A 24084-nucleotide genomic window follows, 5' to 3' on the forward strand; every position below is an offset into this window, starting at 1 on the left:
GCAACACCGGGGGCGAAGCGCACAGGGCGAAGTTCTAGACTGGACCGCATGACCTCGCCGACCCGAAAGCCCCAGGATGGCGTACCGGCTGCCTCGGCTGCTGAGCGAAGCACGCCGCCGCGTCGCCGCGACGCCCGGCTGAACCGCGACCGTCTCATCATCAGCGCGCGCGCTCTGATCGCGCAGCACGGCGTCGACGCATCGCTCGAAGAGATCGCCCGCCAGGCCGAGGTCGGCGTGGCTACCCTGTACCGCAACTTTGCGACCAGAGACGATCTGGTGCGCACCCTCTACGACCTGGCCCTGGCGGAGTTACACGCGGTGCGCGGCGAAATCGAGGCCGCGCCCACACCGTGGGACGCGCTCGTCATCTACACCGAGCGGGTCGCCGAATGGCTGGTCGCTGACCCGTCGCTGCCGCCGATACTGCGGCGCATGGCCCAGCTCGACCCGTCGGCACGGCCGGCTGCCGAGTTCGACGGCTTCATCGCAAGCCTGGTCGCTCGTGCGAAGAAGGACGGCACCTTGCGCCGCGACGTCGACGCGGTCGATCTCGCCGTGCTCGTCACGATGGTCGGATCGCTCGGCAGTCTCGGCGACGGCTACGCCGGTCAGTGGCGGCGTCAGCTGTCGATCGTGCTCGACGGCCTGCGTGCGGCGGATGCGCCCCGGCCGAAGCTGCCCGGTCGCCCGCTCAACGTGAAGGACTACCAGGCGACCGTGCACGGCCTCACCCGGCGGGCGGCCCGCGCCGCGCGCTGAACGTCACCGGAAGCGTCGCTCGTTGCTCTCCGGGAAGTTACGGCATGGCGACGGGGTCCGTGGCGGATGCGGGGGCGCCTGGAGTTTCAGCGACATCCGCCGCGCGCACGTGGATGAGGTTGGCCCAGGGGTCGTCGAAGCGGAGGGTCTGCCCATCGTGACGGGTGTCGACGTTGTAGTGGTCCAGGCGCTCGTTGAGGGCACCCACGTCGTCAGTGCTGGGCACGATAATGCTGACCTCGCCCAGACCGAGGGCCAGGCGGCGCTTGCCGCTGCCCGAGCTCTCCCAGGTGTTCATGGCCATGTGGTGGTGGTAGCCACCGGCCGAGACGAACAGGGCGGAGGGGCCGAAGTTCGCGGTCGCCTCGAAGCCGAGTCGGTTCACGTAGAACTCGCGGGCACTGGCAACATCGCCGACGGAGAGGTGCACGTGGCCGACGATCGCGTGTCCCGTGCTCGGCCGCTCCGACATATGCTCCGAAATGAATGCGTTCGGATCGAGGTAGAGCGAGGCCATTTCGACCTGGCCGTGGGTCCAGCTCCACAGTGTGCGATCGCGGTCCCAGTACAACTCGATGCCGTTGCCCTCCGGGTCGGTGAAGTAGAAGGCCTGGCTGACCAGGTGATCCGCGCTGCCGGTGAACGTTTCGGGGGATTTCGTGCCGATCGAGTACACCGCAGCGGCGAGGTCGGCCTGCGTGTCGAACAGAATGGCCGTGTGGTACAGCCCGGCCGAGCGTGGTTCGGCGGCCCTGAGCTCGGGGGCGTGCTGCAAAATGACGAGCGGAACAGGACCGCGACCGAGCACGGCGACGGGGCCGTCCTGGCTGATGAGGTCGAGGGTCACGATGTCGCGGTAGTACGCGATCATGGCGTCGAGGCTGCCCACGCGCAGGGTCACGGCGCCCATTCCGGTGTCGGCGGCCAGCAGATCTTTCGCAGTTAGGGTCACAGCAGGCACAACTTAGGCGTCGCCTGGGCTATTCCGCGATCCGCGCAGTTATGCTCCCCCCGACTGCGGGCCGGCTCGACTGCTGCTGCGCCGACTGCTGCTGCGCCGACTGCTTCCGCGCCGGTTGCGGCGCGCAGGGCGTCGTGCGCCGACAGACGCCTCAGCGCCGCGACGGGTCAGGCCCGTGACAGGCGCTCAAGCAACTCGCGGTAGCGGGCCGCGGTCTGCTCGACGATCTCGTTCGGCAGTACCGGCGGGGTGCCGGCGCCGTCCCAGTGCGCGGCGAGCCAGTTGCGCACGATCTGCTTGTCGAAGCTCGCCATCCGGGTCTCCGGCGTGGTGCCCGTCTTCCAGGCTTCGGCATCCCAGTACCGACTGGAGTCGCTCGTGAACACCTCGTCGGCGAGCACGGTCACCCCGGTCTGCCGGTCGGCGCCGAACTCGAACTTGGTGTCGGCGAGAATGACGCCGGCCTGTTCCGCGATCGCGCTGGCGGTAGCGAACAGGGCGAGCGACAGGTCACGCAGCTCGGCGGCGACCTGCGCGCCGACGAGCTCGACCGTGCGCTCGAAGGAGATGTTCTCGTCGTGCTGACCCATCGGGGCCTTCCACGCCGGAGTGTAGATGGGTTCGGGCAGTCGGTCGCCGTTCTGCAGGCCGGCCGGCAGCGCAATGCCACACACCGACTGAGACTGGAGGTATTCCTTCCAGCCGCTGCCGGTGAGGTAGCCGCGCACGACGCACTCGATCGGGTACATGTCGAGGGTGCGGCAGAGCATTGCTCGGCCGGCCACGGCGGCGGGAATCAGCTCGCGCACCGAGTTGCCGACCAATTCATGGTCGGCGACGAGGTGGTTGGGAACGTCGCGCAACCGGTCGAACCACCACAGGCTCAGGGTGGTCAGCAGTGCGCCCTTGCCCGGGATGCCGGGCTCGAGCACGTGGTCGAAGGCGCTCACCCGGTCGCTGGCGACCACGAGCACACGTGAGGCTGTCTCGAGGGAGGGGGCGGCATCCGCTGTCTCGATACCGCTTGATTCAACGTAGAGGTCGCGCACCTTGCCCGAGTAGACGAGCGTCCACCCGTCAAGGACGGCGGCAGCGGATGCGGGGGACTCGTGCTCAGATTGGCTCACCCGTTCATTCTCCCGCATCTCCAGTGCACCCAACTCCTGCTGAAAATCTGCTCGGCGGGCGGCGCCCCCGCAAGGACGGGGGAGTTCTGGCGCCCGTCAGCAAATTGCAGCAGTTATGCACGGCACGAGTGGGGACGGCACCGGCGCGGGGACTCAGGCGACCCGGGCGGCGATATCCGTGCGAAAGTGCGCGCCGGCCAGGGACACGTGCCCGAGAGCCTCGTAGGCGCGGGCGCGAGCCTCGGCGAAGGAGGCCCCGACAGCGACAACGCTGAGCACCCGGCCGCCGGTCGACACGAGCGCGCCGTCAACGAGCCGGGTCGCGGCGTGCGCGATCGTGACGCCGTCCACGGCCAGGGCGGCGTCGAGCCCGGTGATTTCGCGCTCGACGAGCGGCTCTTGGGGGTAATTTTCGCTCGCGAGAACGACGGTGACGGCCACGTCGGCCGAAAAAACCGGCCGGGGCAGCCCGCCGAGCAGGCCGGTCGCCGCGGCGAACAGCAGCCCGGAGAGCGGCGTGACCAGGCGCGGCAGCACGACCTGAGTCTCTGGATCCCCGAAACGCGCGTTGAATTCGATGACGCGAATGCCGGCATCCGTCAAAATAAGGCCGCAGTAGAGCAGGCCGACGAACGGGGTGCCCTCGGCCGAGAGCTGGCGCACGGTCGGCAGCGCGACGGTTTCGATGATCTCGTCGACGAACGCGTTCTCGCTGCCGAACTGGGCGTCGAGCCAGGGCAGCGGGGAGTACGCGCCCATGCCGCCGGTGTTGGGGCCGGCATCGTTGTCCAGGGCGCGCTTGTAGTCCTGAGCGGGGGAGAGCGGCAGCACGTTCTCGCCGTCGCTGAGCAGAAAGAGCGAAATCTCCTGGCCATCGAGAAATTCTTCGATCAAAACGCTGCCGTGTTCGAGCCAGAAGGTCGCGTGACTGATCGCGGCGTCGCGGTCAGTGGTGACCAGCACGCCCTTGCCCGCGGCGAGGCCATCAGCCTTGACCACGTAGGGCGCGCCGAACTCGTCGAGGGCGGTTTCGGCCTCGGCCAGGGTGCCGGCACGCACGGCACGGCCGGTGGGAACGCCGGCCGCATCCATGATGCGTTTGGCGAAGGTTTTGCTGCCTTCGAGGGCTGCGGCGGCTTTGTCCGGCCCAAACACGGCGATGCCGCGGGCGCGCAGGGCGTCGGCGACACCGGCCACGAGCGGAGCCTCCGGACCGATCACGACGAGCTCGATGCTGTGCAGCACCGCATAGTCGGTCACGGTGACCGGGTCGTTCGGATCGAGAGCGACAACCGGCACCTGGGCCGCGATTCCGGCGTTGCCGGGGGCGCACTCGACGCTGGGCCGCGGCTCCTCACGGAGCAGCGCGGTGATGATGGCGTGCTCGCGGGCACCGGAACCAAGGACCAGAATTTTCACGGTTTCAGGCTACCCGATGCCTCGGGCCCGCCACGGCACTGGGCTATGGGCATGCCCCTGATCCCGGACTCTTGTCCCCGTCAGCGTCCCCGGCTACCGTTTGGAAGCCGCCGTCGAGGCATTGCACCGCGCGCTGATTCCATACGCGGACGCGCGCATCATCGCGCTCACCCAGAGCACCAATTGGATCTCCGCCAGGTTCGCCCGAACATCGTTCTCGCCGTTGTGGAGTACACGCCCGCCGCCTGATCCGGCAGACTGGAGCCATGGCACGAGCGCGCATCGACGACGGAGCCGGCCGTGCGGCCGTGCGGGCAGCGCTCGAGGGCGGCCGCGCCGCGAGCCGGGATATCCGCGCCCAAGCGGTGCGCTATACCCTGCAACTGCTGGCCGAACAGGCCGAAGGAAACACCCTCGAGGTGCGCGTGCCGCCATTTGGCGCCACGCAGTGCATCGAGGGTCCCCGGCACACCCGTGGCACGCCGCCCAATGTGGTCGAAATGGATGTCGCCACCTGGCTTGGCCTCGCCACCGGCACCCTCGCCTTCGCCGATGGTGTCGCGTCGGGGGCCATCCACGCCTCCGGGGCCCGCGCCGACCTGACCGGCCACGTGCCCGTGCTGCCCCTGCACTAGCGGCGTGCCTTGATGGCGCGAGATGCCATCTTCGGCCCCTTGGCGAGGTTCAGGTCTCGTTGCCAAACGGGCGTTTGTGCGCTTTTGCGAACGTGCTAGACGAGGATTGCCTCTACTTCGTCGCGGGTAGGCATCGACGAGGTCGCCCCCGCCCTGGTCACCGCGATCGACGACGCGACGGTCGCGAAACGCACGGCCTCGATCATCTCGTCCGGCGTCACGGCCGTGCCACGGACGTATCCCGCCGCCAGGCGCGCCACGAGCGCCCCGACGAAGGTGTCGCCGGCCGCGGTCGTATCGACGGCCGTCACCGGCCGGGCCGGTGCGAGTCCGAGGACCTCGCCGTCATAGGCGACGACCGAACCTTCCGAACCCAGCGTCACGATCGCCCAGGTCTGGTCAGCGCTGAGTACTTCGGCGGCTCGCACCGGGTCGCTTTCCCCGGTGAGTTCGGCGGCCTCGATCTGGTTCGGAACCACGAGGTCGACCGAGGCGAGAAACCCCTCGGGCAGCGGCATGACCGGCGCCGGGGTCAGCACGGTGAACACTCCGGCGGCGTGGGCCGCGGCGATCCCCTCGACCAGTGCCGAGATCGGCAGCTCGCACTGCATCACCAGAAACGCCGACTCCGTGATCGCCGCCCGCTGCGCCTCGCTCAGCGTCGTGACCGCGGCGTTCGCGCCCGACACCACCACGATCGAGTTCTCGCCACTGTCCACGACGGAGATGTGGGCGGTGCCAGTGGGGACATCCGCTGTCGCGAGGCCATCAGAACGGATGCCCTCGGCCAGCATCAGCGCGCGCAGCTCGCTCCCGTAGGCATCCGCTCCCACAGCTCCCAGAAAGTTCACGGCCCCGCCCAACCGGGCCGCGGCGACCGCCTGGTTGAGTCCTTTTCCGCCGGGAACCGTGCTGAAGCCAGCCCCGAAAATCGTCTCACCTGGTCGGGGCAGGCGCGACTGCCGCACGACGAGGTCCATGTTGGCGCTTCCGAGTACCGCAATCGAGTTCATAGAGTCAGTCTCGCATCCGCTCATGGGACAATAGAGGCGTGAGTCCTTCTGAGCAGCCCCAGAACCCGTCGGCCGAGAACGAGATCGTGCGCGCCGAGGCGACCGTGACCCTGCACCGGGCCCCGCGGTACCGCAATTTCATGTTGCTCGGCGCCATCGTAGGGGTGCTGGTCGCGCTCATTCTCACCGTCTCCTTCCCGGAGACCGAGGAGTACGAACGGATGCAAATCTTCGGCTTTCTGCTGCTCGGCGGGGTCGCCATCGGCACTGCGCTCGGCGCGGTGGTGGCCCTCGTGATCGACCGAATCATTGGCCGCTCCAAGATGTCGGTCGTCGCGGATAGACTGGGTACGAACGGTGTCAGTACCACAAGCGAATTGCGTGCCGCTGAGCCTGGCTCCGGCACCCCCGATGACGAATTCCCCACGTTCAACGAGAAGTAAAGAGGCTGCGGCTTGCCCGGTGGCGACGGACTGTTAAATCACGATCTTCTTCCCAACGAGAAGGGCCCACAAGACGCTTGTGGGGTCTTCGGAGTCTGGGCTCCCGGCGAAGAGGTGGCCAAACTCAGCTACTTCGGCCTCTACGCCCTGCAGCACCGCGGCCAGGAATCGGCCGGAATTGCCACGAGTGACGGCAGTAAGATCCTCATCTACAAAGACATGGGATTGGTCTCGCAGGTCTTCAATGAAGCCTCGCTGAGCACCCTGCTCGGGCACATCGCCGTCGGGCACACCCGCTATTCCACGACCGGGTCCTCGAGCTGGCAGAACGCCCAGCCAACCCTCGGCCGCACCTCGAGCGGAACGGTGGCCCTCGGCCACAACGGCAACCTCACCAACACGGCTGAGCTGCTCGAACTCGTGCGTGAACGCTACCCCAAGGTCGACGGTGAGCTGGCCAGGGGCAACACCACCGACACCGCGGTGATCACCGCCCTGCTCACCGGCGACCTCGACCACACCCTCGAGGCCACGGCGCTCGAGGTGCTGCCGCGGCTGCGTGGGGCGTACTGCCTCGTGTTCATGGACGAAACCACCCTCTACGCCGCTCGCGATCCCCAGGGCGTTCGCCCGCTCGTGCTCGGCCGCCTCGAACGCGGCTGGGTCGTCGCCTCCGAAACCGCAGCCCTCGACATTGTCGGCGCGAGCTTCGTGCGCGAGGTCGAGCCCGGCGAGCTCATCACGATCGACGAGAACGGGCTTCGCACCCAGCGGTTCGCCAAGGCCGACCCCAAGGGCTGCGTCTTCGAGTACGTCTACCTCGCCCGCCCCGACACCACGATCGCTGGTCGTGGCGTGCACGAGGCACGGGTCGAAATGGGTCGCAAGCTCGCGGCGGAGTACCCGGTCGAGGCCGATCTCGTGATCCCCACGCCGGAATCCGGCACTCCGGCAGCCATCGGCTACGCGCAGGCGTCCGGCATTCCGTTCGGTCAGGGTCTCGTGAAGAATTCCTACGTCGGGCGCACCTTTATCGCTCCGTCGCAAACCATCCGGCAGCGCGGCATCCGTTTGAAATTGAACCCGCTCAAGAACGTGATCAAGGGCAAGCGCCTCATCGTGGTCGACGACTCAATCGTGCGCGGCAACACCCAGCGCGCGCTCGTGAGCATGCTGCGGGAGGCCGGCGCCGCCGAGGTGCACGTGCGCATCTCAAGCCCGCCGATCACCTGGCCGTGCTTCTACGGCATCGACTTTGCCAGTCGTGCCGAGCTCATCGCGACCGGCCTCGAGGTCGACGAGGTGCGCCAGTCGATCGGCGCCGACTCGCTCGGCTACCTCTCCGAAGACGGCATGATTGAAGCCACCGAGCAGCCGCGGGAGCGTCTCTGCACCGCCTGCTTCACCGGCGTGTACCCGATCGCGCTGCCCGAATCGCAACACCTCGGCAAGAACCTGCTCGAGCGTCCGGCCGCATCAAACGGATGCGACCCGGGTCCCGATTCCGATCTGGAAGCCGTGCTGGCACCCGCCGCACGACAAGAAGAAGCCCTCGCCCGCCTGGGCCAGGTACCGTTCGGTGATCCGGGAAGACCAGAATGAGCAACAACTCGTCCAGTATCTCCAACGCGTCTTATGCAGCGGCCGGAGTCGATACCCGAGCCGGTGACCTTGCGGTCGAGCTCATGAAGTCCGCCGTCTCGAAGACCCACGGCCCCGAGGTCTGGGGCGGGGTCGGCGGCTTCGCCGGACTGTTCGACGTGTCTTTCCTCACCAAGTTTCGGCAGCCGCTGCTGGCCACCTCAACGGATGGCGTCGGCACCAAGGTCGCCATCGCGCAGGCCATCGACAAGCACGACACCATCGGCCAGGACCTCGTCGGTATGGTCGTTGATGACATCATCGTGGTCGGTGCCCGCCCGCTGTTCATGACCGACTACATTGCCTGCGGCAAGGTCGTGCCCGAGCGCATCGCCTCGATCGTCGCCGGAATCGCCCGCGCCTGCTCCGAGACTGGAACGGCCCTCGTCGGCGGCGAAACCGCCGAACACCCGGGCCTGCTCGGCCCGGACGACTATGACGTGGCCGGCGCGGCCACCGGCGTGGTCGAAGCCGACCAGGTTCTCGGTGCCGAGAAGGTTCTCTCCGGTGATGTCGTCATCGCCATGGCCTCCAGCGGCCTGCACTCCAACGGCTACTCGCTCGTGCGCCATATTCTGGCCCAGCGCGGCATCGGCTACACCGATACCTCCGCCGAACTCGGCGGCGTGGTCGGCGAAGTTCTGCTCGAACCGACCCGACTGTACACCGGCCCGCTGCTCGATGTGCTCGGCGACCCAGAGCTGGCCGGCGCCATCCACTCACTCAGCCACGTCACCGGCGGTGGCATCGCCGCCAACCTCGCTCGCGTGCTGCCCGTTGGCTCCTGGGTCGAGGTTGACCGGTCCACCTGGTCGCCCGCCCCCGTGTTCCGGGTGCTCGGCGACATGGCCGGGTCAACGCTCGAAAGCGCTGAAGGAACCTGGAACCTCGGAGTCGGCATGTTCGCGGTCGTGGATGCGGCATCCGCTTCATCGGTCATCGCACGGCTGGCTCGGAGCGGAATTCCCGCCTGGGTCACCGGCCGCGTCTCGCGCGCCGAGCACGACCTGACCGGGTTCGAGCAGGGCGCCAAGGGCGTCAACGGCGGCGCCGTGCGTCTCGTCGGCGCCTACGCGAACTAGGGTTCCCGCCTCCGGGGCCCTCACCCGCTCGCTTGTTGCCCGGGGCCCCCGGTTGGCTCGCGAGGTGGCAGCAGCGCGGCCGGTCGCTGCCCGCGCGTCCGTGCGCGCCAAGAGCGGCGTGGCCGGTTGCTGCACGGGGTGCCTCGTGGTGATCGCGCGCGTGGCGTGCCGAGCGCGCGGGCCACAAATGGCAGCACGACCCGCGTGCACCCCAAGCAGCGCGCGATACACCAGACATCGCGACCGAGGCCGCTGGCGGCGTTAGGCGCGCTTCTGCTCGTCTTCGGTGGCGTAGTGGTCGACGTAACGGTCGTCGTCATCCGGATCGTCGTCGTCATCGTCATCGTCAGCGGAATCAACGGTGTCACCACCGGTGGCCTTCTTGGCCTTGTCCGCTTCATACTCCGGCCACTTGGCGAGGTCTTCGTCGAGCCGAGGATCGGACGGATGCCCGGTCAACTCGCGTTCGAGCGCGTTGTAGTTGGTATCCGGGCTGAAGTACTTCAGCTCCCGAGCTACCTTGGTGTGCTTTGCTTTTTGACGGCCGCGCCCCATGCGTGACCCCCTTACGATGCCAGGCCGAGCGAGTCGCGAGACACTCGGGATTTGCCGAACGGAATGTGTAAAAACTAGAGCTTAGTTTAGCATGACGGGCCTTGCCGCCCACTGACGCTGCTCAAAGATCAAACGGGCCGGTCAGGCCGTAAGAATGGATAGTGGATCGGTTCTCCGGCCCGGCCTGGTCGCGCAAATCATGGCGAGCGGATGCCGCTGGCTGGCTGGTCCCGGGCGCCGGCCCGACGCTACTTGCGCTTCCGGCGACGCGATGCCGTCGGCCGAGACTGCGACGGCACAACGACCGGGGTCGACTTCGTCGCCGCGTCGGGGGCTCCGGTGGGCGGTGCGAGCGGACGGCGCGACACCGGGCGGGATCGCACCGGCTCACCGCGTCGATCCTGGCCGGGGATCGGCCGCGAGCGGCGACCATAGATGAGCTCAGACGAGTCGAGCAGCCAGGGCACGAGGGCGATCGTGACGCCGTGCACCATCATCAGCTTCTGACGCAGTCGCCGGGCCTTGTGGTTGTGCAGCAGGTTCTCCCACCAGTGGCCGACGATGTAGATGGGCGTGTACACGGTGATGACCTCGGAGCCGTGATCGTCGCGGCGACCCCGAATGTAGCTGATCAGCGGCCAGCTGATGTCGCGATACGGTGAGGCGACGATGCGCAGCGGCACCTGAATGTTCTGCTTCACCCAGGCGCGTTTGAGTTCCTTGGTCTCGGCTGTGTCGATCGAGACGTGCACGGCTTCGAGGCTCACGTGGCGGGCGGCGATCGCGTAGTCGAGTGCCTTGAGCACCGGTTTCTGCATCTTGCCGACCAGCACGATGGCATGATCGCCCTGCGAACCGAACGTCGTGACGGGGTCGACCTCGATCTCCTTGGCCACGTCTCGGTAATACCGGTTGACGCCCATCATGAGAAAGAACAGCACCGGCATCATCACGAACACGAGCCAGGCGCCGTGGGTGAACTTGGTGATGGTGACAACGATGAGCACGACACCGGTCAGCGCCGCGCCGAAACCGTTGATCGACAGGCTCAGAATGATCGACCCGCGGTTCGGCGGATTCTTCTTGAGCAGTTTCAGCCAGTGCCGCACCATGCCGGTTTGGCCGAGCGTAAATGACACGAAGACGCCGATAATGTAGAGCTGAATCAGCACGGTCAGGTTGGCCCGGTAAACCACCATGATCACGCAGGCGGCCAGGGCCAGGAGCACGACACCGTTGGAGTAGATCAGGCGGTCGCCGCGGGTGCTGAGCGACTTCGGTGCGTACTTGTCGCGCGCGAGCACGGAGCCGAGCAGTGGAAAGCCATTAAACGCGGTGTTGGCGGCCAGCAACAGCACCGCTGCTGTCGCTGCCTGCAGCACGAAGAACATGATCGAGAAGTTGCCGAACGTGGCAGCGGCGACCTGCGCGATGAGGCTGCGCTGGGGCGCAGTGGCGCACTCGGCCCAGCCGATCAGGTCGCAGGGAGCCTCGGCGTAGTGCACCTTGGAGATCAGCGCGAGGGCGGTCAATCCGACGAACAACACGATGGCAATGCCGCCCATGAGCGTCAGGGTGCGCTGGGCGTTCTTGACCTTGGGGTGTTTGAACGCCGGTACCCCGTTGGCGATCGCTTCGACGCCGGTGAGGGCGGAGCATCCGCTCGCAAAGGAGCGCAGCAGCAGCAGAATGAACGCGGCCTGCGCGAGGTTCTCGCCCTGCACGTCGTACCCGGCCGACTCGGCGACGGGGGCGTCGCCCATCAGCGCCCGAACGAGGCCGACGACGATCATCAGCAGCACGCTGCCGATGAAGAGGTAGGTCGGAATAGCGAAGGCATTGCTCGACTCGCGCACGCCGCGGAGGTTCACCGCCGCGAGCAGAATGATGAAGATCACCGCGAGCTCCACGCGGAGCGGGGCGAGAGCTGGAATGGCGGAGATGATGTTGTCCACGCCGCTGGCCACCGAGACGACCACGGTCATCACATAGTCCACGAGCAAAGCGGATGCGACGACCAGGCCAGCCTTTTCGCCCAGATTCTTGTGGGCGACCTCGTAGTCGCCGCCGCCAGATGGGTAGGCCTTGATCAGCTGGCGATACGACGCCACGACAACGATGAGAAGCATGACGACGACGGCAGCGACCCACGGCGCGAAGCTCAAAAAGGCGAGCCCGCCGAGGGTCAAAATCATCAGAAGTTCCTGCGGCGCGTAGGCCACGCTCGACAGTGGGTCGCTGGCAAAAATGGGAAGAGCGAGGTGCTTGGGTAGCAGCTGGCCGTCCAACTGCTCGGTGGGGAGCGGATCGCCGATGATCCACCGCTTGGGTGATCGGCTTTCCGGTACTGGGGCGTTCGCCTCGGGTGTCACGAGGGACGACATTACACCTAAGCTGGCCCCTGTCAAATCGGGTGGCTTTTTTAAGCGGATGCGGGTGGGCGGCCTGGGCGGCACAATCATCCGCTGGTCGAACTTTTCGAGACCACCACCGACTCGCGCTGGCGGTCTCGAAAAGCCTACGGGTGCAGCGTGGCGAGGATGTTCGCGCGCACGTCGGCGAGCTGGCGTCGCAGCGTGGGCACCGTGTCGGGCGGAACAACCGAGCGGGCCGCTTGCGTGCGCAGGTCTGTGCGCAGCTGCTGCCGGAACTCGTTGAGCACCATGTCGGCTTCGTGCAGGGCGAGACGTGAATCCAGGCGAGCGGATGTCTCGTCGCTGGTCGACGATGGCGCCTCGGCCGCCGTTGGTGTATCCGGGGCATCCCAGGACTCGGGCGTGCCGTCGTAGCCGCGCGAAACCGGCGCCCCTGCGTCGCGTGCCTGCCGGGCCGCGGAGGCCAGGTCGGCGCGCAGGGACTTCATGGCGGAGTTGACGCCGCTGCGCACCTGGTCGGCGAGGCGCCGCACCGAGTCGGTCACCTCGTCTTCGATCGCGCCGAGTTCTCCGTCGCGGGCGAGCAGCTCGGCGCGACCGGCATCCGTGATCTCGTAGACGGTCTTGCGGCCGTCGGCCTGCTTGGTGACCAGGCCCTCTTCCTCGAGTTTAGCCAGGCGCGGGTAGATCGTTCCGGCGCTGGGGCTGTAGGTTCCGCCGAATCGGTCACTGAGCGCCTGAATCAGCTCGTAGCCGTGCCGGGGCCGCTCCGCGAGCAGGCTCAGCAGGTAGAGGCGCAGGCTCCCGTGGGCGAACATGGCGCTCATGCCGGGTCTGCCTGGGTAATGTCGGCCGCGGCGGGCGCTGCGGCATCCGCTGGACTGGATGCTGCACTCATCGATGCTGCACTCGTCGACGCTGCACCGCCCGGCGCGCTGCCGCCGCTCTCCCGCCGCACGACCGAGATATCGCCGGACACCGAATTACCACGCAGGTCGAGCCAGCTGCCGTCGAGGGTGCCGGTGGAGCCTTCGTAGCCCTTGCCGAACGCGGTGCGCACGGTCTGGTCGTCGAGCTGCAGCGTTCCGGAGAGGGTGTTGAGGTGGTACCGCGCGGCGACGCCCGGCTCGAGCCGCACCGTGAGGTTGCCGCTGACCGAGTTCGTCACGATCTGGTCTGGTGTGCCCGCGAGGTCGAGAAACACGTTGCTCGCGACCCCGTCGAGCGTGAAACGACGGATGTTGCCGCTCGCCGTGATATCGCCCGATACGGTGTGCACGGCCAGTGCTCCGACGTGGTTGCGCACCGAGATCTCGCCGTTGACCGCGTTGAGTTCGAGGTCACCCTCGACGTCGTCGATTACGACATCGCCGGAGACGGTGCTGAGTTTGGCGTCATTGCGCAGTCCGGACACGAGGGCATCCGCCGAGACAACACCGAAGCGCAGGGCGACGTCGCGCGGGACCAGTACGCTCACCTCGGCGCGGGCGGTGCCGCGGAACGAGGTGAACACCTCGAGAAAGTTATCCCAGCGCAACTGGGGGTGGTCGATTTCGAGGCGGTCGCCGTCCATCGAGATCTTCAGGTCTTTGCCGGTGACGCCGTGCACTTCAATGCGGGCGCCGGGTTCGTCGTGGCCGATGATGTCGACCGTGCCGCCGATCAGACTGACCTTGAGCTTCCGCACCAATTCGACATCGATGATTTTGGTCTGCCCGGGGGTGACCAGCCATTTTTCCAATGACACTGGGTTGTCCTTTCAGGAGAGTGAACTCGCGTTATATCGCGTGTGTTGAAAGACACGATATATCGCGTTCCTGAAAGTTGCAATCAGTACAGAAAAATATCCAGCCACTGGCGATTGTGGGCGTGTACCAGCACGGCGAACACCACGACGTCGAACAAAAGGTGCACGCAGACCACGTAGGTGAGCGAGCGAGTGCGGGCAAAGGTGTAGCCCTGCAGCAGCGCGAACGGCACGGTCAGCAGCGGCCCCCAGGCCTGGTAGCCGAGCTCCCAGAGGAACGACGAGAAGATCACGGCCTGCAAAATATTGGCCTGCCAATCGGCAAAGTGCCGCCGCAGCAGGGTGAAGGCGACGCAGATGAAGAACAGTTCGTCCCAGATCCCCACGAAGCCCACGCCCACGAACAGTCGGGCAATCTCATCGGGAGCGGTCACCGCTGGCCAATTCTGGTACGCGCCGCTTCCGATGAAGTAGCTCGGCAGAATCAGGTACCCGAGCAGCACTACGAGTGGCAGGTAGGCGCGTTCGAGCCGGGTCCAGCGTTGCCCGGTGCGAATCGGAAACCGGATCGCGTGGTCCTTGAAGTAGTACCGCGAGAGCAGATACGGCACGAGCACCGACAGGCTGAGCACCGTGCCCATCAGGGCGATATTCGGGTAGCTGATGTTCGCCTCAACCGAGATGGTGCTGATGATCCCCAGCCCAACGGCAATCAGCAGCAGATCGCGAAATAGCGCCCGATTGATCAGGAACGCGAGCGCCAGGGCCGCCGCCAGCACGCCATAGCCGGCCACCGGCATCCGCAGCGCAAACAGCAGCACAGCGGATGCGCTCACCAGCGCCGCCGGAATCAGCCCCCACCGCGATCTAATACCCATGCTGCACCCTACCCAGAGCACCTCTCAATTTAACGAGAGCGGAAAAAGTGCTGCTTCGGCACCCCGGAGGCAGCGATTTTCCCGCTCCCGCGGGGAGGGCCTAGATTCGAGGGATGAAGCGTTTTCCCAGCGACCCGGTCGCGATCTTGCAGCACCTCGTGCGCATCGATTCGGTCAATCCTGACCTGGTTCCCGGGGCGGCGGGTGAAGCCCAGATCGCAATCTGGTGCAGTGAATGGCTGCTCGAGCAGGATTTTCAGGTCACCCTGCTCGAGCAGGTTCCCGGGCGGCCCTCGGTCGTCGGCATCAAACGCGGCACCGGCGGCGGACGCTCGCTCATGCTCAACGCCCACCTCGACACGGTCGGCGTCGCCACTTACGCGGGCGATCCGTTCAGCGGCGACCTTCGCGCCGGCCGGGTGTTCGGGCGTGGGGCCGTCGACACCAAGAGCGGGCTCGCGGCCATCCTCGTGGCGGCAGCGCGGGCATCCGCTGTCGGGCTGGCCGGGGATGTGATCGTGACGCTGGTCGCCGACGAAGAATTCGGCAGCATCGGAACGGAAGAGGTGCTGCGCACATTGAGCGCCGATGCCGCCCTCGTGATCGAGCCGAGCAGCCTGGAACTGACCACAGCGCACCGCGGATTCGCCTGGTTCGAGCTCTGCCTGACCGGCCTGGCCGCGCACGGATCGCAGCCGGAGCTCGGCGTGGATGCCATCTGGCATGCCGGGCTCGCGCTGCGTGCCCTCGACGAGCTGCGGCAGCAGCTGAACTCGGCCCCGGCGCATGCCACACTCGGCCACGGTGCCGTGCGGGTGTCGAAGATTGTCGGTGGTGACGATGCCGCCACGGTCGCGGCCCGCTGCGTGCTCACCCTGGAACGACGGATGCTGCCCGGCGAGTCCCCGGAGCGCGTCGAGTCCGAGCTGCGGGCACTGTTCACCGAGCTGGCGCGCACGGAGCCGCAGTTTCGGTTTGAGCTGACCCGGCTGGTGGCGCGGGCTGCCTTTGAGGCCGAGCCGCACTGGCCGATCCTGCGCGCGCTCAGTGGCAATGCCGAGCGGGTGCTCGGCGCCCCGGCGAAAACGCGCGGCGAACCGTTCTGGACCGATGCCGGGCTTATTCTCGAAGCCGGTATTCCGTGTGTGGTGTTCGGTGCCGACGGTGAAGGCCTGCACGCCGACACGGAATGGGTCGACGCGCAGTCGGTGCGCGCGCTCGCCGAGATTCTTGAGGGCACGATCACCCAGTTTTGCGGGCCTACAGTCGGCTGATTCGCTCCCACCCCCGGCCCTCGTGCCACGATTCAATGACCAGATGCGTGTTGTCGGAGTCGATGTAGGTGAGCACGACCTCGTGTACGTGCAGCTCGAAACTGGATGTATCCGGCGGATCGGTCGGTTCCGGCTCGGTCACCACCAGCACCCCGGCCAGTTTCGCGTCGCCGGCCCACTCCGACGGCTGCCCGACTGGCGGCTCGAGGGTGGGCGAGTGGATGGCCACCCGCGGGTCCCGCAGCACATCGTGCAGCTTGAGCGAATGGGGCATCATGCCCAGGGTGATGCGCCCGTTGTTGATCACGAGCTCGGTGCCGCTGATCCGCGGGGCACCATCCCGGCGCAGGGATGCCATTGTTTTGTTGGTGCCCGCGTCGAATCGTGAGCGTACCCGCGCTGCGAACTGCGGAGCATCCGCTTCAATTTCTCGCCATGTTGCCATGCGTTGAACGCTACCTCGGCACCGACACGAGGGCTTAACGCACCGCGCAGTAGCTACCCGGCAACGCGCTCGGCATCGGGATCGGGCACCGGCGAAACGGCCGCGGGGCGGCGGACTGCGAAGAAGGGGATCGTGCGCTGGCAGAGGGGGCCGATCAAGACGGCGAACAGCACGGTGCCGATTCCCACGTTGCCGCCGAGCACCCAGCCGATGCCGAGCACCATCACCTCGATGCCGGTGCGCACGATCCAGATCTTCCAGCCGGTGCGCTGGTGCAGCCCGGTCATCAGGCCGTCGCGCGGGCCGGGGCCGAAGTGTGCCCCGATATAGAGGCCGGTGGCGACGGCGATCAGCAGGAGTCCCGCGGCGAACAGGAGGATGCGGGCCCAGAGGTCGAGGTCGGCCGGAATTAGCCACAGTCCAACATCGGCTGACGGGCCAACGAGCAGCGCGTTGAGCAGAGTGCCGGCACCGGGCTTCTGGCGGATGGGGATCCAGAGCAGGAGTACGACACCGCTCAGCAGAATCGTGATCAGCCCGAAGCCGAGGTGCGTGTGGTTGTCGATGCCCTGGGCGAGAACATCCCACGGGGCGACGCCGATGGCGGCGCGCACGATCAACGCGATGCCGATTCCGTAGAGGAACAGGCCAATCAGCAGTTGAATCACACGACGAGTCACGAGAATTCAGTCTAAATGCCGCTCGGCGCCCACGTCGGCCACCGGTCCCTGCGGGGCTCAACCGCCGAGGATGATTCCGCGGTTGAGGAAGAACGGCTGCGGGTCGATCCTGACGCCGTCAACCCGAACCTCGACGTGGGTGTGACAGCCGGTGGACAGGCCGGTGCTGCCGACCCGTCCGATCTGTTGGCCGGCGCCGACCCGATCGCCGACATTGACCAGGGTCTCATCGTCGGCCAAATGGGCGTAACCGGTCTGCACTCCTTCGCCGTGGTCGATCAGTATCCAGTTGCCGTAGCTGCCGGCCGCTCCGGCGGCGCGCACAGTGCCGGTGGTGGCTGCGAAGACCGGTGCCAGGCAACCCGCCCCAATGTCGGTGCCGTAGTGGAACGCGCCCACCCCCGGGAGGGGGCGGACCGGCCTGGGCCCGTAGACATCCGTTGTGGGGCCGCTAGCTGGATTTGCCCAGCCCTGATCGCTCAGCTGGCCGTAGTCGGTTGGAGTGATCGGACGCAGGTCCAGTCCGGACAGGCCGGCAGCGGCACTCGCGGCCTGAGCTGCGGCGTTTACCAGAGCCAGGCCGGCAGCTTCGACGTCGTTTTGGGCAGCGTCGAGCGCGGCCCGGCTCGCGTCGACCGACAGGCCGCTCGCGGCGGCACGGGTCTCGGTATCTTGCTCGTTCAGCCGCTGCGCTCGGGCTTCGTCGGCCTCGGCGCGGGCCTGAATCGTCTCGATATTGTCGGTGACATGATCCAGCTGGTCGAGTGTGCTGAGCTGGTCGAGCACGTTGCCGAGGGAATTACCGCCGAGGAAGACCTCGGTCACGACAGCGCCGGATTGCTGCTGCGCTAGTTTGCGCGCGAGCACGGCAAAGCTTCGTTTGGAGTCGGCGGCTTGCTGCGTGGCCTCCACGGCGAGCCGGTGCACCAGTGCGGAGCGACCGCGCGCGAGCGTCTGACTCGCCTGCGTCGACTCGAGCGTACGCTGGGCGGTGGCCCGCACCGCCTCCGTTGACTGTGACCGGGTGAGCGCCAGGGCCAACGCTGCGGCTCTTTGTGTCGAGTCTTGTTGAGCGGATGCGCGCTGCGCGGCCGCCAGCGCGGCGGCCGCCTGACTCTCGGCGAGGGCGGTTGCGGCTGTCGCGCGAACGACTGCGGCCGCTGCCTGGGCTGCCGCCTGCGCCTCGAGGCCAGTGTCACTGGGAGTCGGCGCTACCTTGGATGGATCGGGGAGATCGACAACGGGCGGGATCGGTCCGTCTGTCGGCTCGGGAACTGGTTCGTTGTCCGGTTCTGGGGTCGGTTCGACCGTGGGTTCCGGGGTCGGCTCGACGGTCGGTTCTGGGGTCGGTTCTGGGGTCGGTTCGGCGATGGGCTCCGGGGTTGGCTCAGTCGTGGGTTCCGGCGTCGGCGTCGGTTCGGGGATCGCTTCGGTCGTGGGCTCGGGAGTGGGCTCCGCGGTCGGTTCTGCCGTCGGCGTGGGCGTCGGGCTGCTGGTTGGTTCGGCGGTCGGTTCAGCGCTCGGTTCCGGGTTCGCGCTCACGGTCGGCGTGGACGTGCCGGTCGAACCGGCTGGAAGTTCACCGGCGCTCGCCGCGACCGGGGCACCGAAGAGGAGCAGCGCGGTCACGACAATGATCGCCAGCGGGCCGCCTGGCCCCCGATGTGTCGCGGCCCGCTGCCGTGCTCGCAGGAGAAGTGCAGCGGGACCGTGACTTGGGGCTAACAACATCGGCAAACCTGATCCATTCGGGTATGGACTAACGCGGGCGGGCGGGCTGGCGTGGCGACAGTATGGCACGCCAGCCCCACGCTCACAACGGGTCAAACGAGCAGTCCAAGGTGCCTATAAGGTGCGCTTCGCACTAGACCAACTCGGGCGCTTCGCATTCCGCGGCCGCGCGCACTGCCCCCGAAGCGACGAGCGCCACGACGCCCTCAATTTCGGGGGAGAGAAAGCGATCGTGGCCGGGACCGGCGGCCACGGTGCGCACGAGGTCGCGTACCGCTCCGGTCGCGGCGCCCGGCTCAAGCGGTGCCCGCAGATCGAGCGAGCGCGCCGCCGTCATGATCTCGATCGCGAGCACCCGGCCGAGCCCGTCGAGCGAACGGCGCAGCTTGCGGGCCGCATGCCAGCCCATCGAGACGTGGTCTTCCTGCATCGCCGACGAGGGAATCGAATCAACGGATGCCGGCACCGCCAGCCGTTTGAGCTCCGACACGATCCCGGCCGCTGTGTATTGGGCGATCATGAGCCCGGAGTCCACGCCTACCTCGTGCGCGAGGAACCGCGGCAGGCCCTTGCTGCGGCTCCCATCGAGGTGACGGTCGGTGCGTCGCTCACTCATGCTCGCGACATCCGCTGCGGCAATGGCGAGAAAATCGAGCACGTAGCCGAGCGGGGCGCCGTGAAAGTTGCCGTTCGACATAACTCGGCCGTCGACCGTGACAACCGGGTTGTCGATGGCGCTGTCCAGCTCGCGGCCGGCCACGAGGGCGGCGTGGGTGGCGGTGTCACGTGCGGCGCCGTGCACCTGCGGGGCGCAACGCAACGAGTAGGCGTCTTGCACCGAGGGATCCTCGGGGCCGGCGTGGCTCGCGACGAGCGGGGAGCCCTGCAGCAGTCGGCGCAGGTTGGCGGCGCTGTCGGCCTGGCCGAGCTGGGGCCGCAGTTGCTGCAGATCCGCCGCGAAGACAGCATCCGTTCCGAGCAGAGCCTCGACACTCATCGCCGCGGCGATGTCGGCGGTCACGAGCAGGCGGGCCAGGTCGTCGAGGGCGAGCACGAGCATGCCGAGCATGCCGTCGGTGCCGTTGATCAGCGCGAGGCCCTCTTTTTCGGCGAGCACGACCGGCCTGATGCCGGCTGTGGCGAGGGCGTCACCGCCGCCGAGCAGGGCGCCGCTGGCATCGCGCGCCTGCCCCTCGCCCATCACGACGAGCGCGCAGTGGGCGAGCGGCGCGAGATCGCCGGAGCAGCCGAGCGAGCCGTATTCGTGCACGACCGGGGTTATTTGCGCGTTGAGCACGGCCGCGTAGGTCTCGGCGGTGGCCGGGCGCACTCCGGTTCGCCCGGTCATCAGCGTCGAAAGCCGCAGCAGCATGAGGGCGCGTACGACCTCGCGTTCCACTTCGGGGCCGCTGCCGGCGGCGTGCGAGCGCACCAGGCTCGCCTGCAGCTGCGCGCGCCGGTCGGAGGTGATGAACGTCGTCGCGAGGGCGCCGAAACCGGTCGAGATCCCGTAGTGCGGTTCGGTGTCAGCCGCGAGGGCATCGATGATGGTGCGGGTCGCTGCCACTTGCTGGAGGCTGGCCGGATCGAGGCTGACGCGCGCATTGTGCCTCGCGACGGCGATCACATCGGCGAAGGAAAGGGCGCCGGTTCCGACGACAACGGTGGCTGCGATAACGGATGCCCCGCTCAGGTCGTGCGCGGATGCGGAAGTCTGAGGCGTGGTCGTGAGGGTCATGGTTCGATTCGACACCCCCAGGGCCCCAGACGATAGGGCGCTATGCTGCTTTGTGTCCGGGATACCGGACGCGAAGTACTCGCCCTGAACGAACGCAGCAGCATTTTCTTCGACTCGAAGTGGCAGCCGCTCGGCGAGGACGTGAAAGGAACGCCATGGCGACCGCATCGAAGGTTCCGGCCGCCGAAAGCACGCTGCGCGTGCTGACTCACCTCGCTGCGCAGCGCGGACCGACACCGGCGGCCGCCGTGGCCAGCGCTCTTGGCTTGCCGCGCTCGACCGTCTACCAGCTGCTCGATGTGCTCGTGGCGCAGGGGTTCGTCGTGCACCTGCCCGAGGAACACCGCTACGGACTCGGCATCGCCGCCTTCGAGCTGAGCACGGGATTCAGCCGCCAGGAGCCACTCTCCCGGCTCGGTCGTCCGTTGATTGCCCAGCTTGTCGACCGGCTGGGGGAGAGTGCGCACCTCGTGGTGCTGCACGGCCGCGACGTGATCTACCTGGTCGAAGAGCGCGCCGCGCACCGCCCCTCGCTCGTTTCCGACGTCGGCGTGCGGCTGCCAGCGCACCTCACGGCGAGCGGTCGCGCCCTGCTGGCGGCGCTTCCGGCGGCCCAATTGCGCGCCCTGTACCCCAGCCAGGCCGCGCTCGAGCAGCGCGACGGCCGGGGCCCGCGCTCCCGGCTTGAGTTGCGGGCGGTACTCGATCGAGTGCGAACCGACACCTACGCCACCGAAAATGGCGAAATCACGCCGGGCATCGCCTCGGTCGCGCTCGCCGTACGCGATCATGCGGGGTGGCCCGCCGCCGCGATCGCGGTGACCTTTGCGCACGACCGCTTCCCGGACGACTACTGGCCGGCGCTCGCTGCAACCGTGGCGGCGACGGCCGCCGAGCTGTCCCGCCGCATCGGTGGCCGCCCGCGCTAACGCCCGGCCGCGCGGCACTTTTTAGAGATGCGGGCACGCGTTCCATTTGGTGCCTCGGTCTACAACGAGTGCCACGAGCCCGGTTCCGCCTGCAGGTGCTGCGACGGGCTAGCCCTGGCGGGCCTTCGCGCGGGGGTTGAGCTTGTTGATCACAAAGGTGCGACCGCGGCGCCGCACGATTTGCGATCCCGGAACCTTCTTGAGCGCCTTGAGGGAATTGCGTACTTTCATTTATTTCTCCATTGCTTATTGAGAACGAATATCAATTAGAGTAACAGGCATGCAGACAGAAACGTATCTTCGGGTGAATGTGGTGAGCGGCCTGGCCGGCGCCGGTAAATCCTCGGTGGCCCTGACCCTCGGGCGGCAGCCATTCGCCCTGACCACCTCCGTGTCCGATGCCCTGCGCACGGTGCTCACCGAGGTTGCCGACGCGGTGCCGGGCGGCCGGGGGGAGGCGTGCGCCATTGATGTCTTCGTCGAAGCGCCAACCGCGGTGGGCCCGCTGGAAATTGCCAGTTCCCTCGTTGAGACCGGCGACTCGCCGGAGCGGCTGGCGAATGGGCATGCGGTGCGGCTCGGTGACCTCATCACCGTGCTCGATGCCGGGCGATTCTGGGCTGACCTGCGCAGCGAAGCCCTCGCGCCGGTCCCGGAAGAACACGACGTCAACTTCTCCGATACCCACGACGATCCCGACCGCACCGTCGGCGACGTATTGATCGAGCAGGTCGAGTGGGCCAGCATCGTCGTGATCAATAAGACCGACCTCGTGCACGCCCGCGACGCTGCCGATATTCGGGACTTCGTGCGCCTGCTCAACCCGGCCAGTCACGTCGTGTTTGCCGAACACGGCCGCGGCAGCGCCGAGGGCTGGCCGGTGCCGCGCCGGGACATGTTCGCCTGGCTGCAACGCAGTCCCGGCTGGGTACGCCAGCTCAACGGTGACGCCCTGCTCTCACGCAGTCCGCAGGGGCTGATCTGTGTCGTCTACCGTGACGTGCGCCCGTTCCATCCGCTGCGCCTGGCCGAATTCTTTCGTGACCGCGCCGAGGAGTCGGGTGAGATCCTGCGTTCCCGTGGCCTGTTTCGCCTCGCCACTCGGCCGTCGACGGTCGGCTCGTGGAGCAGTGCCGGCCCCACGATCACCTTCGAACCGACCGGCATGCAGAGCCATGACCCGGATTCACCGCTAGGCCAGGAGATCGCCTTCTTCGGACGTGACCTCAACGCCCGTCTACTCAGCGCCAACCTCGATGCCTGCCTGCTCACCGACGCTGAATTTCTCGCCGGACCCATGTTCTGGAACACCCTGGCCGACCCGTTCCCCGCCTGGGTGCTCGAAAGCGCCGCCTGAGTTACAGGCTCTTGGCGAAGCAGACGCTGAACTCTTCGCCGACGTACTGGCCGAACAAGTCGATCTGTTCGTAGCCGCGACCGCGGTACAGCGCCATAGCCGCGTGTTGCAGTGGGCCGGTTTCCAAGGCGAGAGAGCGGATACCGCGGCCAGCGGCATCCGCTTCGATGCGGTCGAGCAGGCGGCCGGCTATACCGCGCCCCCGAACCTCGTCGTAAACGAACAGTCGCTTCAGCTCGGCAGTCAGATCGGAGCCGAGTGGAACCAGGGCGGCCATGCCGCAGGCTGCGCCGTCTTCGTTCCTGGCCACGTAGACGGCAACGCCCGGGAGTTCGAGCTGGTCGGTGCTGAGCAGGAAGCTGTTCTCCTCCGGGTAGAGGGAGTGCGCGAAGACGGTGCCGGCGGCCAACAGCGCCTCAACGTCGGCCTGACGCGGCGGCTCGATACTGATCGAAATGGTCATGTCCTCAGAATAGAGCGAGGCAATGTGTACCTATCTGCGTGACTTTTCAGGAGGCATAGGGTAACGTCAATAGGTCGGCTCTTGACACCGCGCTGTGCGCGGATGGGTTTGTAAGTCAAGTTGGGCCGGTTTCCCAGTAATCCGCTGGTGAAAAATCACTGTATGTGAACGGCCCCGACCACAGATTGCTCGGGTTCTCAGTTACGTCGCGTGTGCGATGTTGTTCTGCCATGTACTGAACACAACCCAGAGATATCTTTATGCCTCAAGGCAATTCGCACAACTCCACCGTCGGTCGTGGCGGTAAGAACTTCGATCCCAAGTACGCCTCCAAGGGCGGATCGGGCCACGGCGGTTCCAACAACGCCGGCAGCAAGAGCCCCGGACACCGCGGATACCGCGCTGACGAGGGTGCCCCCAAGAAGCAGCGCTGGAATGCAGACGAGCGCGCCGCGCGCTCGAACGAGCGTCCCTCGAGCGAACGTCCGGCCTACGGCTCGCGTTCCGTTCGCCCCGAAAACGGCGGCCGCACCAACACCGAGCGCAACGAGCGCCCGACCTACAACAACGACCGTCCGGCTCGCACCGAGCGTCCCTCCTATGGTGACCGTGCTCCGCGCACCGACCGTCCGGCCTACAACAACGACCGTCCGTCGTATGGTGACCGCAACAGCGCTCCCCGTACGGAGCGTCCGTCCTACGGTGACCGTGCTCCGCGTACCGACCGTCCGGCCTACAACAACGACCGTCCGTCCTATGGTGACCGCAACAGCGCTCCCCGTACCGAGCGTCCGTCCTATGGTGACCGTGCTCCGCGTACCGACCGTCC

Annotated in this window: 23 protein-coding genes and 1 pseudogene; 9 read left to right on the forward strand and 15 right to left on the reverse strand. The window is 67.1% G+C overall.

Annotation, left to right across the window (positions count from 1 at the left end; all coding sequences use genetic code 11):
• Positions 1-48 precede the first annotated feature (48 nt).
• Entirely contained in the window at positions 49-762 is a 714-nt protein-coding gene (locus tag E3O45_RS08640) for a TetR/AcrR family transcriptional regulator (RefSeq protein WP_134443038.1), read from the forward strand.
• A 37-nt stretch (positions 763-799) separates the two neighbouring features.
• Here E3O45_RS08640 and E3O45_RS08645 read toward each other — a convergent pair whose 3' ends face one another.
• The 3 genes from E3O45_RS08645 to purD form a co-directional block, all read right to left on the reverse strand.
• Positions 800-1672 (reverse strand): VOC family protein, encoded by an 873-nt coding sequence (locus tag E3O45_RS08645; RefSeq protein ID WP_134443058.1) that lies wholly within the window; start codon positions 1670-1672, stop codon positions 800-802.
• 218 nt (positions 1673-1890) lie between these two features.
• On the reverse strand, positions 1891-2868 hold the full coding sequence (locus E3O45_RS08650; protein ID WP_134443039.1) for a phosphoribosylaminoimidazolesuccinocarboxamide synthase: 978 nt from the start codon (positions 2866-2868) through the stop codon (positions 1891-1893).
• A gap of 135 nt (positions 2869-3003) precedes the next feature.
• A complete protein-coding gene (gene purD, locus E3O45_RS08655) occupies positions 3004-4269 on the reverse strand; it encodes a phosphoribosylamine--glycine ligase (protein ID WP_134443040.1) in 1266 nt (421 codons plus the stop codon).
• A 266-nt stretch (positions 4270-4535) separates the two neighbouring features.
• Between purD and E3O45_RS08660 the strand changes: the two genes are divergently transcribed.
• Positions 4536-4904, forward strand: a complete 369-nt coding sequence (locus E3O45_RS08660; RefSeq protein WP_134443041.1) for a sterol carrier family protein — start codon at positions 4536-4538, stop codon at positions 4902-4904.
• Between the two features lie 95 nt (positions 4905-4999).
• Here E3O45_RS08660 and E3O45_RS08665 read toward each other — a convergent pair whose 3' ends face one another.
• On the reverse strand, positions 5000-5917 hold the full coding sequence (locus E3O45_RS08665) for a ribokinase (RefSeq protein ID WP_134443042.1): 918 nt from the start codon (positions 5915-5917) through the stop codon (positions 5000-5002).
• Between the two features lie 38 nt (positions 5918-5955).
• Between E3O45_RS08665 and E3O45_RS17685 the strand changes: the two genes are divergently transcribed.
• From E3O45_RS17685 to purM, 3 genes are read left to right on the forward strand one after another with little or no spacing between them, the layout of a single operon-like run.
• Positions 5956-6360, forward strand: coding sequence for a hypothetical protein (locus tag E3O45_RS17685; protein ID WP_174843074.1), 405 nt, complete (start codon positions 5956-5958; stop codon positions 6358-6360).
• Between the two features lie 12 nt (positions 6361-6372).
• Positions 6373-7962: an amidophosphoribosyltransferase gene (gene purF, locus E3O45_RS08675; RefSeq protein ID WP_134443043.1), complete on the forward strand. Its 1590-nt coding sequence runs from the start codon at positions 6373-6375 to the stop codon at positions 7960-7962.
• The gene (gene purM / locus E3O45_RS08680) at positions 7959-9083 is read left to right on the forward strand and encodes a phosphoribosylformylglycinamidine cyclo-ligase (protein WP_134443044.1); all 1125 of its coding nucleotides are present in this window, start codon (positions 7959-7961) and stop codon (positions 9081-9083) included. The genes purF and purM overlap by 4 nt, the downstream gene beginning before the upstream one ends.
• A gap of 261 nt (positions 9084-9344) precedes the next feature.
• Here purM and E3O45_RS08685 read toward each other — a convergent pair whose 3' ends face one another.
• From E3O45_RS08685 to E3O45_RS08705, 5 genes are all read right to left on the reverse strand, one after another.
• The gene (locus E3O45_RS08685) at positions 9345-9638 is read right to left on the reverse strand and encodes a DUF3073 domain-containing protein (protein ID WP_134443045.1); all 294 of its coding nucleotides are present in this window, start codon (positions 9636-9638) and stop codon (positions 9345-9347) included.
• A 248-nt stretch (positions 9639-9886) separates the two neighbouring features.
• On the reverse strand, positions 9887-12022 hold the full coding sequence (locus tag E3O45_RS08690; RefSeq protein ID WP_134443046.1) for an APC family permease: 2136 nt from the start codon (positions 12020-12022) through the stop codon (positions 9887-9889).
• Between the two features lie 134 nt (positions 12023-12156).
• The gene (locus E3O45_RS08695) at positions 12157-12840 is read right to left on the reverse strand and encodes a PadR family transcriptional regulator (RefSeq protein WP_134443047.1); all 684 of its coding nucleotides are present in this window, start codon (positions 12838-12840) and stop codon (positions 12157-12159) included.
• Positions 12837-13760, reverse strand: a complete 924-nt coding sequence (locus tag E3O45_RS08700) for a DUF4097 family beta strand repeat-containing protein (protein WP_241985293.1) — start codon at positions 13758-13760, stop codon at positions 12837-12839. The genes E3O45_RS08695 and E3O45_RS08700 overlap by 4 nt, the downstream gene beginning before the upstream one ends.
• Positions 13761-13843: 83 nt before the next feature.
• On the reverse strand, positions 13844-14638 hold the full coding sequence (locus tag E3O45_RS08705; RefSeq protein ID WP_134443048.1) for a CPBP family intramembrane glutamic endopeptidase: 795 nt from the start codon (positions 14636-14638) through the stop codon (positions 13844-13846).
• A gap of 113 nt (positions 14639-14751) precedes the next feature.
• On the opposite strand from E3O45_RS08705, the gene E3O45_RS08710 reads away from it, so the two are divergent.
• The gene (locus tag E3O45_RS08710) at positions 14752-15912 is read left to right on the forward strand and encodes a M20/M25/M40 family metallo-hydrolase (protein WP_134443049.1); all 1161 of its coding nucleotides are present in this window, start codon (positions 14752-14754) and stop codon (positions 15910-15912) included.
• Here E3O45_RS08710 and E3O45_RS08715 read toward each other — a convergent pair.
• From E3O45_RS08715 to hutH, 4 genes are all read right to left on the reverse strand, one after another.
• Positions 15899-16357, reverse strand: coding sequence for a pyridoxamine 5-phosphate oxidase (locus E3O45_RS08715; protein WP_134443050.1), 459 nt, complete (start codon positions 16355-16357; stop codon positions 15899-15901). The genes E3O45_RS08710 and E3O45_RS08715 overlap by 14 nt on opposite strands.
• Before the next feature lie 53 nt (positions 16358-16410).
• On the reverse strand, positions 16411-17037 hold the full coding sequence (locus E3O45_RS08720; protein ID WP_134443051.1) for a YitT family protein: 627 nt from the start codon (positions 17035-17037) through the stop codon (positions 16411-16413).
• A 57-nt stretch (positions 17038-17094) separates the two neighbouring features.
• Complete coding sequence (locus E3O45_RS08725) at positions 17095-18666, reverse strand: M23 family metallopeptidase (protein WP_134443052.1); 1572 nt, start codon at positions 18664-18666, stop codon at positions 17095-17097.
• A gap of 235 nt (positions 18667-18901) precedes the next feature.
• The gene (hutH, locus tag E3O45_RS08730) at positions 18902-20506 is read right to left on the reverse strand and encodes a histidine ammonia-lyase (protein WP_134443053.1); all 1605 of its coding nucleotides are present in this window, start codon (positions 20504-20506) and stop codon (positions 18902-18904) included.
• Positions 20507-20661: 155 nt separating this feature from the next.
• On the opposite strand from hutH, the gene E3O45_RS08735 reads away from it, so the two are divergent.
• Positions 20662-21435 carry an IclR family transcriptional regulator gene (locus E3O45_RS08735; RefSeq protein WP_134443054.1) on the forward strand — a complete coding sequence of 258 codons (774 nt, stop codon included), beginning with the start codon at positions 20662-20664 and terminating at the stop codon, positions 21433-21435.
• A 108-nt stretch (positions 21436-21543) separates the two neighbouring features.
• Here E3O45_RS08735 and ykgO read toward each other — a convergent pair whose 3' ends face one another.
• The gene (gene ykgO / locus E3O45_RS08740; protein WP_035839829.1) at positions 21544-21666 is read right to left on the reverse strand and encodes a type B 50S ribosomal protein L36; all 123 of its coding nucleotides are present in this window, start codon (positions 21664-21666) and stop codon (positions 21544-21546) included.
• A 49-nt stretch (positions 21667-21715) separates the two neighbouring features.
• Here ykgO and E3O45_RS08745 point away from each other — a divergent pair, with 49 nt between their 5' ends.
• Complete coding sequence (locus tag E3O45_RS08745; protein WP_134443055.1) at positions 21716-22792, forward strand: GTP-binding protein; 1077 nt, start codon at positions 21716-21718, stop codon at positions 22790-22792.
• Position 22793: 1 nt separating this feature from the next.
• Here E3O45_RS08745 and E3O45_RS08750 read toward each other — a convergent pair whose 3' ends face one another.
• On the reverse strand, positions 22794-23255 hold the full coding sequence (locus E3O45_RS08750; protein ID WP_134443056.1) for a GNAT family N-acetyltransferase: 462 nt from the start codon (positions 23253-23255) through the stop codon (positions 22794-22796).
• A gap of 260 nt (positions 23256-23515) precedes the next feature.
• Between E3O45_RS08750 and E3O45_RS17690 the strand changes: the two are divergent.
• Positions 23516-24084, forward strand: a pseudogene (locus E3O45_RS17690) (hypothetical protein); the annotation flags it as partial.

It is taken from the genome of Cryobacterium sp. TMS1-20-1, assembly GCF_004402355.1.
In the GTDB taxonomy this organism is placed as follows: domain Bacteria; phylum Actinomycetota; class Actinomycetes; order Actinomycetales; family Microbacteriaceae; genus Cryobacterium; species Cryobacterium levicorallinum.

Excerpts from the sequence above, each read along its gene's own strand:
- E3O45_RS08640 (WP_134443038.1), top strand. The coding sequence starts at position 49 with ATGACCTCGCCGACCCGAAAGCCCCAGGATGGCGTACCGGCTGCCTCG.
- E3O45_RS08645 (WP_134443058.1), bottom strand. The coding sequence starts at position 1,672 with ATGGGCGCCGTGACCCTGCGCGTGGGCAGCCTCGACGCCATGATCGCG.
- E3O45_RS08650 (WP_134443039.1), bottom strand. The coding sequence starts at position 2,868 with ATGCGGGAGAATGAACGGGTGAGCCAATCTGAGCACGAGTCCCCCGCA.
- E3O45_RS08660 (WP_134443041.1), top strand. The coding sequence starts at position 4,536 with ATGGCACGAGCGCGCATCGACGACGGAGCCGGCCGTGCGGCCGTGCGG.
- E3O45_RS08665 (WP_134443042.1), bottom strand. The coding sequence starts at position 5,917 with ATGAACTCGATTGCGGTACTCGGAAGCGCCAACATGGACCTCGTCGTG.
- purM (WP_134443044.1), top strand. The coding sequence starts at position 7,959 with ATGAGCAACAACTCGTCCAGTATCTCCAACGCGTCTTATGCAGCGGCC.
- E3O45_RS08685 (WP_134443045.1), bottom strand. The coding sequence starts at position 9,638 with ATGGGGCGCGGCCGTCAAAAAGCAAAGCACACCAAGGTAGCTCGGGAG.
- E3O45_RS08690 (WP_134443046.1), bottom strand. The coding sequence starts at position 12,022 with ATGTCGTCCCTCGTGACACCCGAGGCGAACGCCCCAGTACCGGAAAGC.
- E3O45_RS08695 (WP_134443047.1), bottom strand. The coding sequence starts at position 12,840 with ATGAGCGCCATGTTCGCCCACGGGAGCCTGCGCCTCTACCTGCTGAGC.
- E3O45_RS08705 (WP_134443048.1), bottom strand. The coding sequence starts at position 14,638 with ATGGGTATTAGATCGCGGTGGGGGCTGATTCCGGCGGCGCTGGTGAGC.
- E3O45_RS08710 (WP_134443049.1), top strand. The coding sequence starts at position 14,752 with ATGAAGCGTTTTCCCAGCGACCCGGTCGCGATCTTGCAGCACCTCGTG.
- E3O45_RS08715 (WP_134443050.1), bottom strand. The coding sequence starts at position 16,357 with ATGGCAACATGGCGAGAAATTGAAGCGGATGCTCCGCAGTTCGCAGCG.
- hutH (WP_134443053.1), bottom strand. The coding sequence starts at position 20,506 with ATGACCCTCACGACCACGCCTCAGACTTCCGCATCCGCGCACGACCTG.
- E3O45_RS08735 (WP_134443054.1), top strand. The coding sequence starts at position 20,662 with ATGGCGACCGCATCGAAGGTTCCGGCCGCCGAAAGCACGCTGCGCGTG.
- ykgO (WP_035839829.1), bottom strand. The coding sequence starts at position 21,666 with ATGAAAGTACGCAATTCCCTCAAGGCGCTCAAGAAGGTTCCGGGATCG.
- E3O45_RS08745 (WP_134443055.1), top strand. The coding sequence starts at position 21,716 with ATGCAGACAGAAACGTATCTTCGGGTGAATGTGGTGAGCGGCCTGGCC.
- E3O45_RS08750 (WP_134443056.1), bottom strand. The coding sequence starts at position 23,255 with ATGACCATTTCGATCAGTATCGAGCCGCCGCGTCAGGCCGACGTTGAG.